The 16,495-nt window shown below is 55.2% G+C and carries 13 protein-coding genes and 1 tRNA gene; 11 read left to right on the forward strand and 3 right to left on the reverse strand.

Annotated elements, in window-relative coordinates:
- Positions 1-362 precede the first annotated feature (362 nt).
- From dnaK to NQF89_RS00545, 10 genes are all read left to right on the forward strand, one after another.
- Positions 363-2,261: a molecular chaperone DnaK gene (gene dnaK, locus NQF89_RS00500; RefSeq protein ID WP_155572666.1), complete on the forward strand. Its 1,899-nt coding sequence runs from the start codon at positions 363-365 to the stop codon at positions 2,259-2,261.
- A gap of 172 nt (positions 2,262-2,433) precedes the next feature.
- Complete coding sequence (gene dnaJ / locus NQF89_RS00505) at positions 2,434-3,570, forward strand: molecular chaperone DnaJ (protein ID WP_266137253.1); 1,137 nt, start codon at positions 2,434-2,436, stop codon at positions 3,568-3,570.
- Between the two features lie 12 nt (positions 3,571-3,582).
- Positions 3,583-4,338: a 4-hydroxy-tetrahydrodipicolinate reductase gene (gene dapB, locus NQF89_RS00510; RefSeq protein ID WP_099026435.1), complete on the forward strand. Its 756-nt coding sequence runs from the start codon at positions 3,583-3,585 to the stop codon at positions 4,336-4,338.
- 244 nt (positions 4,339-4,582) lie between these two features.
- Entirely contained in the window at positions 4,583-5,767 is a 1,185-nt protein-coding gene (metK, locus tag NQF89_RS00515; RefSeq protein WP_266137254.1) for a methionine adenosyltransferase, read from the forward strand.
- Between the two features lie 116 nt (positions 5,768-5,883).
- Positions 5,884-6,579 (forward strand): tRNA (guanine(46)-N(7))-methyltransferase TrmB, encoded by a 696-nt coding sequence (trmB, locus tag NQF89_RS00520; RefSeq protein ID WP_099026437.1) that lies wholly within the window; start codon positions 5,884-5,886, stop codon positions 6,577-6,579.
- Positions 6,580-6,632: 53 nt separating this feature from the next.
- A complete protein-coding gene (locus NQF89_RS00525; protein WP_155578963.1) occupies positions 6,633-8,285 on the forward strand; it encodes an electron transfer flavoprotein-ubiquinone oxidoreductase in 1,653 nt (550 codons plus the stop codon).
- Between the two features lie 69 nt (positions 8,286-8,354).
- Entirely contained in the window at positions 8,355-9,104 is a 750-nt protein-coding gene (locus NQF89_RS00530) for an electron transfer flavoprotein subunit beta/FixA family protein (RefSeq protein WP_266137255.1), read from the forward strand.
- Entirely contained in the window at positions 9,104-10,018 is a 915-nt protein-coding gene (locus tag NQF89_RS00535) for an electron transfer flavoprotein subunit alpha/FixB family protein (protein ID WP_155578962.1), read from the forward strand. The genes NQF89_RS00530 and NQF89_RS00535 overlap by 1 nt, the downstream gene beginning before the upstream one ends.
- 161 nt (positions 10,019-10,179) lie before the next feature.
- Positions 10,180-10,256: transfer RNA gene (locus tag NQF89_RS00540), tRNA-Pro, on the forward strand.
- A gap of 37 nt (positions 10,257-10,293) precedes the next feature.
- Entirely contained in the window at positions 10,294-10,656 is a 363-nt protein-coding gene (locus NQF89_RS00545; protein ID WP_155573438.1) for a hypothetical protein, read from the forward strand.
- A gap of 54 nt (positions 10,657-10,710) precedes the next feature.
- Here the strand turns inward: NQF89_RS00545 and hemH are convergent, their stop codons facing one another.
- The 3 genes from hemH to NQF89_RS00560 all read right to left on the reverse strand — a co-directional run bounded on the left by hemH (position 10,711) and on the right by NQF89_RS00560 (position 13,668).
- Positions 10,711-11,742: a ferrochelatase gene (gene hemH / locus NQF89_RS00550; RefSeq protein WP_266137256.1), complete on the reverse strand. Its 1,032-nt coding sequence runs from the start codon at positions 11,740-11,742 to the stop codon at positions 10,711-10,713.
- A 90-nt stretch (positions 11,743-11,832) separates the two neighbouring features.
- Positions 11,833-12,897 (reverse strand): aspartate-semialdehyde dehydrogenase, encoded by a 1,065-nt coding sequence (locus NQF89_RS00555; RefSeq protein ID WP_155572660.1) that lies wholly within the window; start codon positions 12,895-12,897, stop codon positions 11,833-11,835.
- A gap of 81 nt (positions 12,898-12,978) precedes the next feature.
- Positions 12,979-13,668: a 2OG-Fe(II) oxygenase gene (locus NQF89_RS00560; RefSeq protein WP_230873221.1), complete on the reverse strand. Its 690-nt coding sequence runs from the start codon at positions 13,666-13,668 to the stop codon at positions 12,979-12,981.
- Positions 13,669-13,755: 87 nt separating this feature from the next.
- Here NQF89_RS00560 and NQF89_RS00565 point away from each other — a divergent pair, with 87 nt between their 5' ends.
- Positions 13,756-16,464 carry a 2-oxoglutarate dehydrogenase E1 component gene (locus NQF89_RS00565; RefSeq protein ID WP_266137257.1) on the forward strand — a complete coding sequence of 903 codons (2,709 nt, stop codon included), beginning with the start codon at positions 13,756-13,758 and terminating at the stop codon, positions 16,462-16,464.
- Positions 16,465-16,495: the final 31 nt, after the last annotated feature.

Consider the following 16,495-nt stretch of genomic DNA (forward strand, 5'->3'; position numbering starts at 1 on the left):
CCTGCTACAGTCATTTTTCCACCAGCATATGGAATAAAGCCGCGCCACAAAACCCAGCTTACAAGATAAAGATTTCAGGCCAGACAGGGGAGAACTCCTAATAAAGACAGCATGTTATAGTCACACTACCTCAGCTTAACGCAGATGCTACGCTTCTCCAACGAGAAAACATGCCCGTCCCTTATAGGAAAATCAGCTATCTTTTCCAGCTTTTCCCTCTTGAAAGAGCAATATAGACTTACCAAATCGGTCCTACGGGCCTGTAGGCTTGCCTACCAGCCCGACCTGATAACGTCACAATAGGGTTTCCACCCGATGCCTTGAGGGGGTTGGGGGACGCCGCTGAAAAGGGACAAATCGTCATGGGTAAAATTATTGGTATTGACCTTGGGACAACCAACTCCTGCGTTGCTGTGCGCGAGGGGAATGAGAACAAGGTTATCGAAAACAGCGAGGGTGCCCGCACCACCCCATCCGTCGTTGCCTTCACTGATAGTGGGGAGCGTTTGGTTGGTCAGGCCGCAAAACGTCAGGCTGTCACAAACCCTGCCAACACGCTTTATGCTGTAAAACGTCTGATTGGCCGTCGTTTTGACGACCCCACCGTTGCTAAGGACCAAAAGACCGTTCCTTACGAGATCGTCAAAGGCGATAATGGCGATGCGTGGGTGCGTGCCCGTGACGAGAACTACGCCCCCTCCCAGATTTCCGCCTTCGTGCTCGGCAAGATGAAGGAAACCGCTGAGGCTTATCTCGGTGAGAAAGTGACAGAAGCCGTCATCACCGTTCCGGCTTACTTTAACGATGCTCAACGCCAAGCCACGCGCGATGCTGGTCGTATCGCTGGGCTAGATGTTAAGCGCATCATTAACGAGCCAACCGCCGCTGCCCTCGCTTATGGGCTTGAGAAAGGCGATTCTGGCAATGTGGCTGTGTATGACCTCGGCGGTGGTACATTCGATATTTCCATTCTGGAAATCTCCGATGGTGTGATCGAAGTGAAATCCACCAACGGTGATACCTTCCTCGGTGGTGAAGACTTCGATAATAAGCTGATCGATTATCTGGCTGATGAGTTTAAACGGGAGCAGGGGTTAGACCTCCGCACTGATAAAATGGCTCTCCAACGCCTGAAGGAAGCTGCCGAGAAGGCTAAGATTGAGCTTTCCTCCGCGAAGGAGACAGAGGTCAACCTGCCCTTCATCACCGCTGACGCTTCTGGGCCGAAACATCTTGTCGTCAAGGTGACCCGTGCAAAGCTTGAGAGCCTCGTTGACGACCTTATTAAGCGGTCTCTGGAGCCTTGCCGCAAGGCCCTCAAGGATGCAGAACTGACACCGGCCGACATTAAAGAGGTTATCCTCGTTGGTGGGCAGACCCGTATGCCCAAAGTTGTGGAGAGCGTTAAAGAGTTCTTCGGCAAAGAGCCTGCCCGCAATGTGAACCCTGATGAAGTGGTTGCCATCGGTGCGGCTGTGCAGGGTGGTGTTCTCCAAGGTGACGTCAAAGACGTGCTGCTGCTGGATGTGACCCCACTCTCCCTCGGTATTGAGACGCTGGGCGGTGTCTTTACACGTCTGATCGACCGTAACACGACGATCCCGACTAAAAAGAGCCAGACCTTCTCCACCGCTGAGGATAATCAGCCAGCTGTGACCATTAAGGTCTTCCAAGGTGAGCGCGAAATGGCCGCAGATAACAAGCTGCTCGGCAATTTTGACCTCACAGGCATTGCCCCGGCCCCGCGTGGTCAGCCGCAAATTGAGGTGACATTCGATATTGATGCTAACGGTATCGTCAATGTCTCCGCCAAGGATAAGGCAACTGGCAAGGAACAGAACATCTCCATTAAGGGCGATGGTGGTCTCTCTGAAGCCGATATTGATCGCATGGTCAAAGAAGCTGAGGAAAATGCCTCTGCCGATAAGGCCCGCCGTGAGCTTGTGGACCTCCGCAATAGCACCGAGGCCATGATCCATCAGACCGAGAAGACCCTCTCCGAGGCTGGTGATAAAGTCCCTGCTGCTGATAAGAGCGAGGCAGAAGACGCTATCAAAAAGGCTCGCGAAGCCCTTGGTGGTGAGGATGCTGAGGCCATTAAAAAGGCCAGTGAGCATCTTACTCAAGTCGCTATGAAGGTTGGGCAAGCGGCTCACCAAGCTGGGGCTGGTGAGGCAGAAGGTCAGCCTGCTGGCGGCAAGCCAGAGGAAGATATTGTCGATGCCGAGTTTGAGGACGTTGACGATAAAACAAAGAAATAATCGCTTATAATAAGGTGGAGCCCGGCCCTTTTTGCGGGGCTCCCCTTCCTGCGATTGGCGTCAATTCCCCCACTCACTGGGGGGTGACGCCTTTTTGCATAAGGGACAGACCATCATCACCCGGCCCTTCCTTTATCCGGGTGCCCGCTCCCCTGCGTGACTGAGGACCATTATGGCTACACGAATGGATTATTACGAGACACTCAGTGTCTCCCGCACAGCAAGCGGTGCAGAGATTAAAAAAGCGTATCGTAAATTAGCAATGCGCTACCATCCCGACCGCAACCCCGATGATGAGGAAGCGGAAAGAAAGTTTAAGGAAGTCAACGCCGCTTATGAAGTCCTAAAGGACGAGCAAAAACGTGCTGCCTATGACCGTTACGGCCATGATGCTTTCGAAAACGGCATGGGCGGTGGAGCAGGTGGCTTTGGCGGTGGCTTCGGCGGGTTTGATGCTGGTGGCCTTGGCGATATTTTTGAGCAAATGTTCAATATGGGTGGCCGCCGCGCCCGCCAACAACGCCAAGCTGAGGACATACAAGTCCAAATCGACATCACCCTAACAGAGGCCTTCTCTGGCGTGCGGAAGGAAATTGAAGTCCCCACCCGCAAGGCCTGCTCCAGCTGCCAAGGCTCTGGCTCGGCAGACCCTAACGGCAGCAAACAAACCTGCCAAACGTGCCACGGGCAAGGGGCTGTGCGTGTACAACGCGGCTTCTTTGTAGTGGAACAACCCTGCCCAACCTGTCACGGTGCAGGGCAAACGGTGAGCAATCCGTGCCGTAGCTGCCATGGCAGCGGGACCGAAGCCGCAAAAGAGACTGTCGCGGTTGATATCCCCGCCGGGATTGAAGATGGCACACGCATCCGCCTTGCTGGCAAAGGCGAAGCCGGGGGCGAGGGTGTCCAACCGGGGGATCTTTATGTCCTCATCACAGTGGATAGCCATAATATCTTCGAGCGCGATGGGGCCACCATCCAATGCCGCGTCCCCTTACGAATGACCCAAGCCGCCTTGGGTGATGAGATTGAAGTCCCGCTCATTGATGGGGGACGAACAATGGTGAAAATCCCTGCCGGGACGCAAACAGGCGATAATTTCCGCCTACGCGGGAAGGGCTTCTCCGTCCTGCACTCCAAAGCGCGGGGGGATATGTATATCCGCATCACGGTAGAAACCCCAAGCCACCTCACCAAACGTCAACGCGAATTGCTTGAGGAGTTCGAGGCAGAGAGCAAAGACCATAGCAAGGGCAGCCCCGAGCATGATGGCTTCTTTGCCCATGTTAAAAAGTTCTGGGAGCGATAAGGGCAGAGCATCATGAGCAACATTCTCTCTCCCCGCATCGGCATTGCGGGCATTACCGGGCGGCTAGGGCAGCTTTGTGCGGAGGAAGCAGGCCCGCATCTCGCAGGCGGGCTGTCCCGCACGGCTGACCCTGCGCGTCATATCACCAGCGAAGCCGATGCGCTTGGGCGTGAATGTGACGTGATTATTGATGTCAGCCATGCAAGCCTTGTCCCCACTCACGCCCGTGCCTTTACGCAAGCAGGGTGTGCGTGGGTCCTCGGCACAACGGGGTTAGATGCCGCAGCACAACACGCTGTAGAACAAGCAGCCGAGCATATCGCTGTCCTCCAAGCGGCGAATTTTTCTCCTGCGCTTACTATGTTGCTCTCCCTCGCACGCCAACTCGGCGCAGCCTTGCCAGATTATGATGCGGAAATTGTGGAGACACATCATCGCCAAAAGCTAGATGCCCCCTCCGGCACAGCTCTCGCCATTGGGCGGGCTGTTGCTGCAGGACGAGAGGCAGAGTTTGAGCAGGTTAAACGGTTAGACCAAAATGGTAAGCGGCCTGATGGGGCCATCGGTTTTGCCTCCCTCCGCGGGGGGCAAGTTATTGGCGAGCATGAGCTGCGCTTCCTCACCACCGATGAAGAAATTACCCTCTCCCACCGCGCATTAGACCGCCGCGTCTTCGCCCGTGGTGCGCTTAAAGCAGCCCTCTGGTTAGCACAGCCTCACCGCAAAGCAGGGCTATACAGCATGCAGGATGTGCTCAACACACCGTAATTGTTCCCCCTCATGGCCATGTTGCGCGTCTTTTTTCCTACCCTGCCAACATGGCCTAACAAGCGGAAAATACGCACTTTCTTTACAATCCAATCCCACGCGTTGAAATGTAAAGAACGCGCTAACCCTTGACCTCAGAGCGTTTTTCAGCCAAGCGATTAGGTTCTTCATGTCCTGTCGCTTGTGCCTTTCGGGGGGCAGGGGCAGCCTTTTTTTCACCACTCATTCCCTGCGAGGTCCCTGAGTGCGCAATCACGGCGATTTTCTTTTTACTTCTGAATCCGTTTCCGAAGGTCATCCCGATAAAGTAGCAGACCGTATCTCCGATACCGTCCTAGATGCTTACCTTGAGGCCGAGCCAGAAGCCCGCGTAGCTTGTGAAACACTGGTTACTACGAATCGTGTCATTCTTGCTGGCGAAGTTCGCGGCCCTAAAGCTGTCGAAGATACATTGATCGACCGCGCCCGCGAGGCCATCAAAGATATTGGTTATGACCAAGAGGGCTTCTCTTGGAAACATGCTGAAATCACCTCCCTCCTCCACGCACAATCTGCCGATATTGCTGTCGGTGTTGATAGTGCTGGCGATAAGGATGAAGGCGCAGGCGACCAAGGCATTATGTTCGGCTTTGCTACACGTGAAACAGCAGAGCTTATGCCTGCTCCGCTCTTTTACGCCCAAAGCATCCTAGAGCGCATCCGCGATTATCGTAAGCAAGGCGATGCACGCGGCGTGGGCCTACTACCTGATGCTAAAAGCCAAGTCACGCTGCGCTATGTGGATGGCAAACCTGTTGGGGCGACCTCTGTTGTGGTCTCCACCCAACATGCAGAAGGTATGCGCCAAAACACCATCCGCGAAATGGTGCGTGAGACTGTCCGGGAGGTCCTGCCCGAAGGGTGGATGTGCCCAGAGCATGAGTTCTACGTCAACCCGACAGGCAATTTCGTCATCGGGGGGCCAGATGGCGATGCCGGGCTAACAGGCCGCAAAATTATTGTGGATACTTACGGCGGGGCTGCCCCTCATGGCGGCGGAGCTTTCTCCGGGAAGGACCCGACCAAGGTGGACCGCTCTGCTGCTTATGCCGCACGCTATCTGGCTAAGAATGTCGTTGCAGCGGACCTCGCAGACCGTTGCACCATCCAGCTTAGCTACGCGATTGGCGTCTCCCGTCCGCTCTCTGTTTATGTGGACCTGGATGGTTCTGGCAAAGATGTGGATGAAGTTCGCCTCGGCGCGTTGCTCAATGAGATTGTAGATCTCTCCCCCCGTGGCATCCGCGAGCGTCTGCGTCTTAACCGGCCTATCTACAGCAAAACAGCCGCTTACGGGCATTTTGGCCGTATTCCTGACCCTGCGTTAGATAACTTCACATGGGAAAATACGGACCTTGCCGAGCAGCTTAAAAGCGCGCTCAATCGCTGAAGTCCTACAGGGAGGGGCATAAGCCCCTCCCCCTCTGCCAGCCTCCGCTTCCTCTCCATGTTCAGCATGAAAAGGGAGTGGGGGCTTTTTATCATCCTCAACTTTAGTGCCCGATTGTGCTTGAAGACCTCAAACCCCAGCCCGAACGCCTCTATGGCCGCCAACGTGGCCATCCCCTCCGCCCACGCCAGCAACGCTTGCTCGATGAGGCCCTCCCGCGTGTTCATTTCCGCAATATGGCCGCCCCGTTGGAAGGCTTCGGCAAGCCTGTCTCTCAACTCTTCTTAGAGATTGGCTTTGGTGGTGGTGAGCATGCTTATGACCAAGCCGCTCGCAACCCAGAGGCTGGCTATATCGCAGCGGAAGTGTTTGATAATGGCGTTTGCTCCCTCCTCTCGCGCATCATCCCAGAGGGGGAAGAAGCCACAGCCTTAGGGCCGGATAATCTACGCCTTTGGGCAGAAGATGGCCGCCAATTATTAAAAGGCCTGCCCGATTCCTGCTTAGACCGCGCCTATCTCATGTTTCCCGACCCGTGGCCTAAAGCCCGCCATGCGAAGCGGCGTTTCATCCATCCAGAGAATCTGCGCCATATGGCTCGGCTGCTTAAACCCGGTGCGCCGTGGCGTGTCGCAAGTGACCACCCTGTCTATCAAGACTGGGTCACAGAAGTGATGAGCCAGCAAACGCTCTTTGAGGCCCCACCGCCCGCCTTAGAACGCCCCGCAGATTGGTCCCCCACACGCTATGAGGCCAAAGCCTTCCGTGAAGGGCGGCAGCCTTTTTACTGGACCTTTACACGCAAAGGGTGAGATACCTTCTCTGACCACTCTTTATGTTCCCTGTAAGCAGTAGGAGTCCCCTCATGTCACAGACCCAAAGCGATAACACAACCGCTATAGAGCGGGAGGAAATGGCCTTTGATGTCGTCATCGTGGGGGGCGGGCCTGCCGGACTCACTGCCGCTATTCGCCTCCGTCAACAACAGCCAGAACTTTCAGTCTGCTTGTTGGAGAAAGGCAGCGAAATTGGCGCGCATATTGTCTCCGGTGCTGTGCTAGAGCCTAGCGCGTTGACAGAGCTTTTCCCAGATTGGCCGGAGCGCGGTGCCCCACTTCACACACCTGTCCGAGATGAGAAGCTCCTCTTTCTGACAAAAAAAACCGCCATCCCCATCCCGGCTCTCCATCTCCTCATGCCGCAAATGGATAATCGGGGGAATTACATCATCTCTCTTGGGACATTCTGCCGTTGGCTCGGGGAGCAAGCCGAGGCTCTGGGGGTGGAAATCTATCCCGGCTTCTCTGGCGCAGATTTGTTTATTGAGGATGGCAAAGTTTGCGGCGTTATCACTGGGGATATGGGCGTCAACCGCCAAGGTAAGCCAAAGCCTGACTACACACCGGGGATGATTCTCCGCGCGAAACAAACCATTCTGGCAGAAGGAGCCAGAGGTTCGCTCAGCAAAAAAGCCATGGCCCGCTTTGACCTCCGCAAAAATGCCGACCCGCAGACCTTTGGCCTAGGGATTAAGGAAGTATGGGAGATTCCTGCGGAGAATCATCGCCCCGGCTTTGTGCAGCATAGCTTTGGCTGGCCGCTTGATACCCACACTTATGGCGGGGCCTTCCTCTATCATTTCGGGGAAAATCTGGTGTCTTACGGCTTCATCACCGCGCTAGATTACCGCAACCCATGGCTCTCCCCTTTTGAGGAAATGCAGCGCACCAAGCAGCACCCCGCCTTTAAGAAACATTTTGAGGGCGGACGGCGCATCATGTACGGGGCGCGGGCTATCTCCGAAGGGGGATTACAATCCCTCCCCCATCCTATCTTCCCCGGTGGGGTTTTGACAGGCGATTGCGCGGGCTTCCTCAATATGCCCAAGATTAAAGGCATTCACACAGCTATGAGGTCCGGCATGATTGCCGCAGATGCGGTGCTAGAGGCCATCCAAACTGAGCAAACTGAGGCCAGCACCTACATGCGTGCCCTAAAGGCCTCACGGTTATGGAAAGAACTCTCCGCTGCACGCAATATTCGACCAGCTTTCTCTCATTGGGGGATGCTCGGCGGAGCTGCCTATAGCGGGATTGATAGCATGATCTTCCGTGGGCGCGCCCCTTGGACCTTGCATCACCGTCATGCTGATAACCACACCCTCCTCCCTGCTGATAAAGCCCCCAAAATCGACTACCCCAAAGCCGATGGTAAGCTAACCTTCACCCGGGCCGAGTCCGTCTTTCTCAGCAATATCAGCCATGATGATGACCAACCTGTGCATCTACATGTAGGCGATATGCAAACGTGGAAAGAGGTTAATCTTGCGCGCTTTGCCGCCCCAGAAAGCCGCTATTGCCCTGCCGGTGTGTATGAAACCAATGAGGCAGAGGAGCTTGTTATCAATGCTCAAAACTGCGTGCATTGCAAAAGCTGCGACATTAAGGACCCGGGGCAAGATATTAACTGGTGTACGCCAGAAGGCGGTAGCGGGCCAAATTATCCTTCTGGGATGTGACTTTTAGGATAAAAGCAGATAACCTAGCCCCAGTTTCATTTTAAGCTGCGACAGCAACAAAGGATGACCATGAAGGTTCTTGTCCCCGTCAAACGGGTTGTTGATTACAACATCAAGCCACGCGTTGCCGCAGATGGCCGTGGTGTCGAAACGCAGGGCGTAAAAATGTCCATGAATCCCTTCGATGAAATCGCACTGGAGGAAGCCCTCCGCCTGCGAGAGAAGGGCCATGCTAGTGAGGTCATCGCGGTGACCATCGGCCCGCAAGTGGCTCAGGATGTCCTCAGGACCACCATGGCCATGGGGGCAGACCGTGCCATCCTCATCAGCACCGATGTAGATTGTGAGCCGCGCGTGGTCGCTAATCTCCTCAAAGCCGTTGTGGAGAAAGAGCAGCCGGGCCTTATCTCCATGGGCAAGCAAGCCATTGATGATGATATGAACGCCACTGGCCAGATGCTCGCAGCCAAGCTTGGCTGGCCGCAAGGGACATTCGCCAGTCAGATTGACATTGCCGATGGCCACGCCACCGTTACGCGGGAAGTTGATGGCGGGACGGAGACCCTTGCCCTCACCCTACCTGCGGTCATCACAGCGGACCTCCGCCTTAATGAGCCACGCTATGCCTCCCTGCCTAACATTATGAAGGCGCGTAAAAAGCCACTGGAGACGCTTGAAGCAGCCTCCTTAGGCGTTGACCTGACACCCCATCTCACGGTGGTAAAGGTCGCTGAGCCGCCCCAACGCACAGCGGGCATCATTGTCGAAACCGTGGATGAGCTGGTCCAGAAGCTCAAGACAGAAGCGAAGGTAATCTGATGACCGCACTTGTTCTGATCGAAATCGAGAACGGCAAGGTCCGTCAGGCTTCCCGTTCTGCCATTGCCGCTGCCTCCCGCTTTGGTGAGGTTGATGCGCTGCTCCTTGGGGACGCTGGGGCGGAAGCTGCCAGCACATTGGCTGGTGTACGCAAAGTTCTGCATGTTCCCGCTCTCACCCATGCCCTCGCCGAGCCTACGGCAGCTCTGCTAGCCACATTGGCCCCCTCTTACAGCCATATTCTTGCGGCATCATCCTCCAGCGGGAAGAATATCCTCCCCCGTCTAGCAGGGTTGTTGGATGTTCAACCTATCTCTGACGTGGTGAAGATTGAGGATGAGAGTACATTCATCCGGCCTATCTATGCGGGCAATGCCCTCGCCACTGTGCAATCCAGCGATAGCGTCAAAATCCTGACCATTCGCTCCTCCAGTTTTGACCCTGTGGCTGAGACCGGCGGCAATGCAAGCCTTGAGGTGCTAGACGCCCCTGCTGATGACGGCAAAAGCCGCTTTGTAAAGTTGGAACAAAGCCAGTCCGACCGCCCAGAGCTAGAGGTCGCCCGTGTGGTCATCTCTGGTGGTAAGGGCCTTAAAGATGCCTCTAACTTCCATAATTTATTAGAGCCGATTGCCGATAAATTAGGGGCCGCTATTGGGGCCTCCCGCGCAGCGGTGGATTCTGGCTTTGCCCCCAATGAGATGCAGGTGGGCCAAACGGGTAAAGTGGTTGCGCCAGAGCTTTACATCGCTACGGGCCTCTCTGGGGCTATTCAGCATCTTGCTGGGATGAAAGATAGCCGCGTGATTGTTGCCATCAATATCGACCCAGAGGCTCCCATCTTCAAAGTGGCGGATTACGGCATGGTAGGGGACCTCTTTGAGATTCTACCTGCTCTTACCAAAGCTCTGTAAGCTCTATCGCGCCTCTTTTAAGACGCCCACTTTCTCTTTCGTGAGAGGGTGGGTGTTCTTTTAGCAAGAGCTTGAGCAATCATTTCTTTATTTTTCTGCAAAAACCGCGAGGCTCCCCCTTGCACCCCTGTTAGAGGCGGGGTAGGTATAACCCCACAAATCGGAGTGTAGCTCAGCCTGGTAGAGCACTGTGTTCGGGACGCAGGGGCCGGAGGTTCGAATCCTCTCACTCCGACCATTTTCCTAAAAAATAATAATGTTAGGGGCCTTCAATGATGAAGCGCGCAATCTTCTCTCTTTTCGCTACCAGCATGCTTATTGGCATGGCTGCTCCTGCCATGGCAGAGCCGGGCGGCTGCATCAAATACGGTGCCGCTGGGGCTGTAGCGGGCCATGTTGCCCATAAGCATGCTGTGGCTGGGGCTGTTGGCGGCTGTGTTGTGGGGATGTATCAGCGGCATAAATACCGCAAATCCATCGCGGAGAAAGCCGCTCTTTGGGATAAGGAACATCCTGTAGAGAGCAAGCAAAATGGCAGCGGCTGGTGGCAGAAAAACAACTCCGCCGCAGCTAAAGCGCAAAAAGCCCAATGGTACGATGCTGAGCATGCTAATGGGGATGCCCAAGCCGCCCATTAAGGCTAAGCGTATATCGCTTATGAGAAACCCGGCTTTTTAGCCGGGTTTTTTGTGTCAGGGTTGGAAGCCTTTCATCGCCTGCCGCGCTAAATGCTCCAAAAGCGTGATAGCCTCTGGCGCGTCATTCAAACAGGGGATGAAGGCGAACTCCTCTCCTCCTGCCTCCATGAACTCCTCACGCACCTCCCGGCCAATTTCATCCAGCGTTTCGATGCAATCCGCCATAAAGCCGGGCATGATGACGGCAATCTTTGTAACGCCTTGTTTGGGTAAGGCCGCGATATAAGGGGCCGTATAAGGTTGGAGCCATTCCATCGGCCCAAAGCGGGATTGGAAGGTCAAAGGAACCTCCTCATCCTTCAACCCTAATGAGGCAGCCAAGGCTTTGGTCGTGCGGGCACATTCCTCTTGATACGGGTCGCCCTTCTCCACAAAGGCTTTTGGCAGGCCGTGATAAGACGTCACAAGCCGTTGCGGTGTAAAGGGTAGCCCTGCATAAACACGCCGCACCGAAGCGGCTAACGCCTCAATAAACTGTGGATGGTCAGGAAAAGACGGTACCGTCAACACCGAAGGTTGCCGCCGCAAGCGCATCAAAGCCCGAAAGAGCTGGTCATTCGCTGTGGCTGTCGTAGTGGCGGAATATTGCGGATAAAGCGGGATATTGATGATGCGGTCACACCCTTGGTCCAGCAACTCCTCCAAGGCCTGCTTTACGGAGGGCTGGCCATAGCGCATCCCCCATGCCACCGGAATCCCCTCCGGGGCGAGGCGTTCAGCCAAGCCTTCTGCCTGCTTACGGGTAAAGACACGCAGAGGGGAGGCATCCTCCTCCTTATCCCAGATGCGGGCATAATTCGCCCCACTCGCAAAGGGCCTACGCGACAACACCAGCGTGTTAAGGATGGGCTGCCAGATAAGGGGATGAGATTCGATCACCCGGCGGTCTGAAAGAAACTCCTTCAGATAACGGCGGACGGAACGATAACCCGTATCATCTGGCGTACCCAGATTCACGAGAAGAACACCAACCCGCCCCCCGGAGGGAACAGGCGTGCGCGGAGGGGTATAAGTAAAATAAGACATAGCCCCTCCACTATGGGGACGACATCCTTTTTTGGAAAGAGGATTTCACCCCAGCATTGCGATAAGCACCATCTATTAACCCACCCGTAATTACGATGGCTCTTCTGGGCGGGGAGCTGGCTTCCAAAGTGGGGAGTCCTTGCCAATCAAATGCTGCTCATGCAGGCTCTCGGCAATTTGTACAGCATTAAGGGCCGCCCCCTTACGGAGATTATCCGACACACACCAAAAGGCCAGACCATGCTTTACAGTCGGGTCAATCCGCAGGCGGGAGATGTAGGTATCATCCTCACCCACACATTCGATTGGGGTGACGTAGCCACCATCTTCACGCTCATCACGCAAAATCACACCGGGGGCTTTCCGCAACGCCGCGCGGGCTTTCTCTAAATCCACCGGCTTACGACATTCAATGCTAATCGCCTCAGAGTGACCAATAAAGACCGGCACGCGCACGCATGTGGCAAGGACCTTGATGTCCGGGTCCAGAATCTTACGAGTCTCGACCGCCATCTTCCATTCTTCCTTGGTGGAACCATCCTCCATAAAGCGATCAATATGCGGGATGAGGTTAAAGGCAATCTGCTTTGTAAATTGTGCAATGGTGGGCGCATCATTCACAAAGCTACCTTTTGTCTGGCTAAACAGCTCATCCATGCCGGACTTCCCTGCCCCAGAGACAGCCTGATAGGTCGAGACCACCACACGCTCAATGCTGAACAAATCATGCAGTGGCTTCAACGCCACCATCATCTGAGCGGTAGAGCAGTTAGGGTTAGCGATAATGCCTTTACGCGCCTTCTTTAAAGCACTGGCATTGACCTCCGGCACAACGAGGGGGATACCCGGCTCCATACGGAAATGGGATGTATTATCCACGACCAAACATTTTGCCGCCGCAGCCTTAGGCGCGTATTTGGCCGATACAGCCCCGCCAGGGGAAAAGAGCGCAATATCCCACCCTGTGAAATCGAACGTCTCGAGATTCTGAACCTTCAGAACCGTCTTGTCTCCAAAGGAGACCTCCCGCCCTGCCGAGCGAGCAGAGGCGAGGGCTACAATCTCATCAACTGGGAACTGACGCTCCGCCAATGTTTTGAGGATCTCACGCCCAACAGCCCCCGTAGCCCCAACAACAGCAACTCTATACCCCATCGTCTCACTCTCCTCTTATCAGCAAAGGGTATGCCTTTGCCTTCATCTCCGCCTCAACGGCCTCTTACAAACCAACTTATTTTACGAAACCAACCGCTTCCAAAAAGCAGAGACACGATGCCGTAAAAGCTCATACTGGGCGCGTTTATCCCGTGCCATGTAATTCAACTGAATTGTATAGCGCGGCCCTATATAAGGGCGATGCCCGTGCCATGTATCCGGCCCATTGGGGAAAATAACCAACGTCCCCCCAACAGGTGGAATCTCACTTACATAATCCTCCACATCATCCGGCCCATTCAAAAAGCGCAAACACCCGCCCTGATGCGCCCAATCCTGTGTAGGGTCATTAAGATAAAGAAGAATTGTCACCCGCTTAGAGGCACTATCACGATGAATCCGGCCATCTTTAGCGCGCGTTTGCCCGCGCATTGTCACCATGCTTGGGGCGGTTTGCACATCTAGGCCAAATCTCTCTGCCACAATGGCTTTTAAACGCGGCCCAGCGAACTCCTCCATCATGCTCTTTAGCTCTGGATGGAGCGACAAAGCCGCTAAGGGGTAAGACCCACCGGCTTTTATCTCTGGCAATAACGACACCGCCCGCATAAGAGACGGCCCTGCCAAAAAATCCGGCACCACAAGATGCGGGCACGGCTTATGCTGGAGGCGTGCTTGCTGCACAGCCTCATAATTGAGAGAAATAGCACTCATAATAGAAAGCAAGCTACCCCTCCCCGGCAAGGCAAGCAAGCCATCATTCTCGCTCATGCCCTTCACATCAAAGAGAAGATTTTGCCTTCATCGCAGGATGCGTTAAAAATACACCCCAGCGAGGCGAAAAGGAACCATGCCATCATGACGGGCTCACCGAACCATCACCATGCCATTAATGGCGAGAACATCGCTTATCTCGGCGAGCTATACACCCAATGGGTGGAGGACCCGACCTCTGTCCATCCTGATTATGATGCGCTTTTTACCACCATGGGCAACCCCGCTTCGGAGGACGAGGCCGCTTTGCCCTCCTCGCCTTCCTCCGAGGCAGAATTGCGTGATGAGCGACTTAAAGAAGCTTTCCGCCTTTGTGGTCATCTCCATGCCGAGCTAGACCCGCTTGGCCTACGCCCTGCCCGCCCGCATGATGCCCTCACCCCCGATAGCCACACCGACCCTGCCTTACTAGCTCATCTAAAACGCGCTTATTGCGGGCCGATTGGGGCAGAGTTTATGCACCTCCATGATAGCCAACAACGGCAATGGTGGATCGACCGTTTAGAGACTCATCCCTCAACAGCTCTCCCCCTCTCCCAAGAGCGCATCCTCAGCTTGCTCACCCGTGCGGAAGGGTTTGAGACCTTTTGCCAACAACGCTTCACCGGGATGCGCCGCTTTGGGTTAGAGGGAGGAGAGAGCCTCATTGTCGCGCTGCAAGCCCTGCTCAATGAGGCAGCACGCGATGATGTACGCTCCATCTCCCTAGGGATGCCTCATCGCGGGCGGCTGAATGTCATGGCCAATATCCTGCGTAAACCCTATGCCGCTATCTTTAGCGAGTTCGCAGGCAAGGCCTTCTACCCAGAGGGTATCCGTGTCTCTGGTGATGTGAAATATCATCTCGGCACCACAACCACCATCCGTCAGGGCCGTCACGAAATCCGCATCTCCCTGCTGCCCAACCCCTCCCATTTGGAGGCTGTGGATCCTGTCGTGCTAGGCCGCGTCCGTGCGGACCAAGATAAAGATAAAGACGAAACCCGCCAGAAGCATCTTGGGATTCTCGTCCATGGGGATGCCGCCTTTGCGGGGCAAGGTGTTGTGTATGAAACACTCCAACTCTCCCGCTTAGAAGGGTATCGCACGGGTGGGACAGTGCATATCATCGTCAATAACCAAGTTGGGTTTACCACCAGCCCAGAGGCCGCTCATTCTGGCTTATGGAACACCGATGTCGCCAAAACCGTGCAGGCCCCTATTCTGCATGTTAATGGTGATAATCCCGAAGCTGTGGCCCGTTGTGCGGCTTTAGCGCATGAATGGCGCAAGACCTTCGCCAGCGATATTGTGGTGGACATCATCAGCTATCGCCGTCATGGCCATAATGAGACGGATGACCCCGCTTTTACACAACCTGCGATGGTGCAAACGATCAGCCAGCATCCCACCTTACGCACCCTCTATGCCAAGAAGGTCCTCGCGGAGACGAACATCCACCCTGCCGAGATTGATGCGTTATGGGAGGATGTGCAGGCTCAACTTCATCGTGCTTTTGAGGAAGCCGACACCTACCAGCCAGACCCAACCGATTGGCTTGATTATAGCCCACAAGACCCCACCCGTTTGCTCGACACGCCAGAGCGTATCCAGCCCATGACGGGCGTGCCCCTTCCCCGTCTGCAACAGGTGGGGGAGGCCCTAACGACTGTCCCCACCACATTTAACATTCATCCCCGCCTTGCCCGGCAACTTAAAGCACGGCAGGCCACCTTAGCCGAGGGCGGGCCAGTCGATTGGGCCACGGCAGAAGCCCTCGCTTTTGGTACGCTGGCTTTAGATGGCCACGCAGTGCGCCTCTCTGGGCAGGATTGTGGCCGTGGGACCTTTAGCCAACGCCATGCCGTGCTGACAGACCAACATACGGGCCATCATTATACGCCACTAGCTCATATCGCCCCGCGCCAAGCCCCTGTGAATGTATGGAACTCCCCTCTCTCCGAATATGGCGTGATGGGGTTTGAATATGGTTATTCCCTCGGCAATCCTGATGCGTTGGTGCTGTGGGAAGGGCAATTTGGCGACTTCGCCAATGGTGCACAAATTATCATCGACCAATTCCTCTCCGCAGGGGAGACAAAATGGCTGCGTACCTCAGGCCTTACCCTGCTCTTGCCACATGGTTATGAGGGGGCCGGGCCAGAACATTCCTCTGCGCGGCCAGAGCGTTTTCTCCAGCTTTGTGCGGAGAATAATATGCGCGTCTGTATGCCCTCCAGCCCAGCAAGCTTCTTCCACCTCTTGCGGCGGCAAATTGCCCGCCGTTGCCGTAAGCCTTTGGTGGTGTTCAGCCCCAAATCGCTCCTCCGCCATAAGCTGGCTGTCTCACCGCTTAGCGATATGGGGCCGCATACACGCTTCCTCCCCATTCTGGCAGATGCCACCTGCCCCGGTGGGGCCAAACGAGTCGTGCTATGTAGCGGGAAGGTGTATTACGACCTTCTACAAAAACGCGATGAGATGGATCTGTCCCATTGCGCCATCATTCGGTTGGAGCAGCTTTACCCCTTCCCTCACCATGCGTTAGCTGAAGAGCTTGGCCATCACCCAGAGGCGCAAGAGGTCATCTGGTGCCAAGAAGAGCCAGAAAATGGCGGGGCATGGCACTTTGTGGACCGGCGTATTGAAGCCTGCTTGCATGATGTCGGCCATCGCTGCACCCGTCCGCTTTATGCGGGCCGCAAGGCCTCTGCCTCTCCCGCTACGGGGCTTGCGAGTATTCATCAAGCTGAGCAAGAGGCCCTCGTCCAGCACGCTCTAGGGCTGCACTCCCCCACGCCAACCATCGACTAATCCCTCTTTTCACAACGCAAAGATACATATC

Origin of the sequence: Bombella pollinis (genome assembly GCF_026385485.1) — a bacterium.
Classification (GTDB): Bacteria; Pseudomonadota; Alphaproteobacteria; order Acetobacterales; family Acetobacteraceae; genus Bombella; species Bombella pollinis.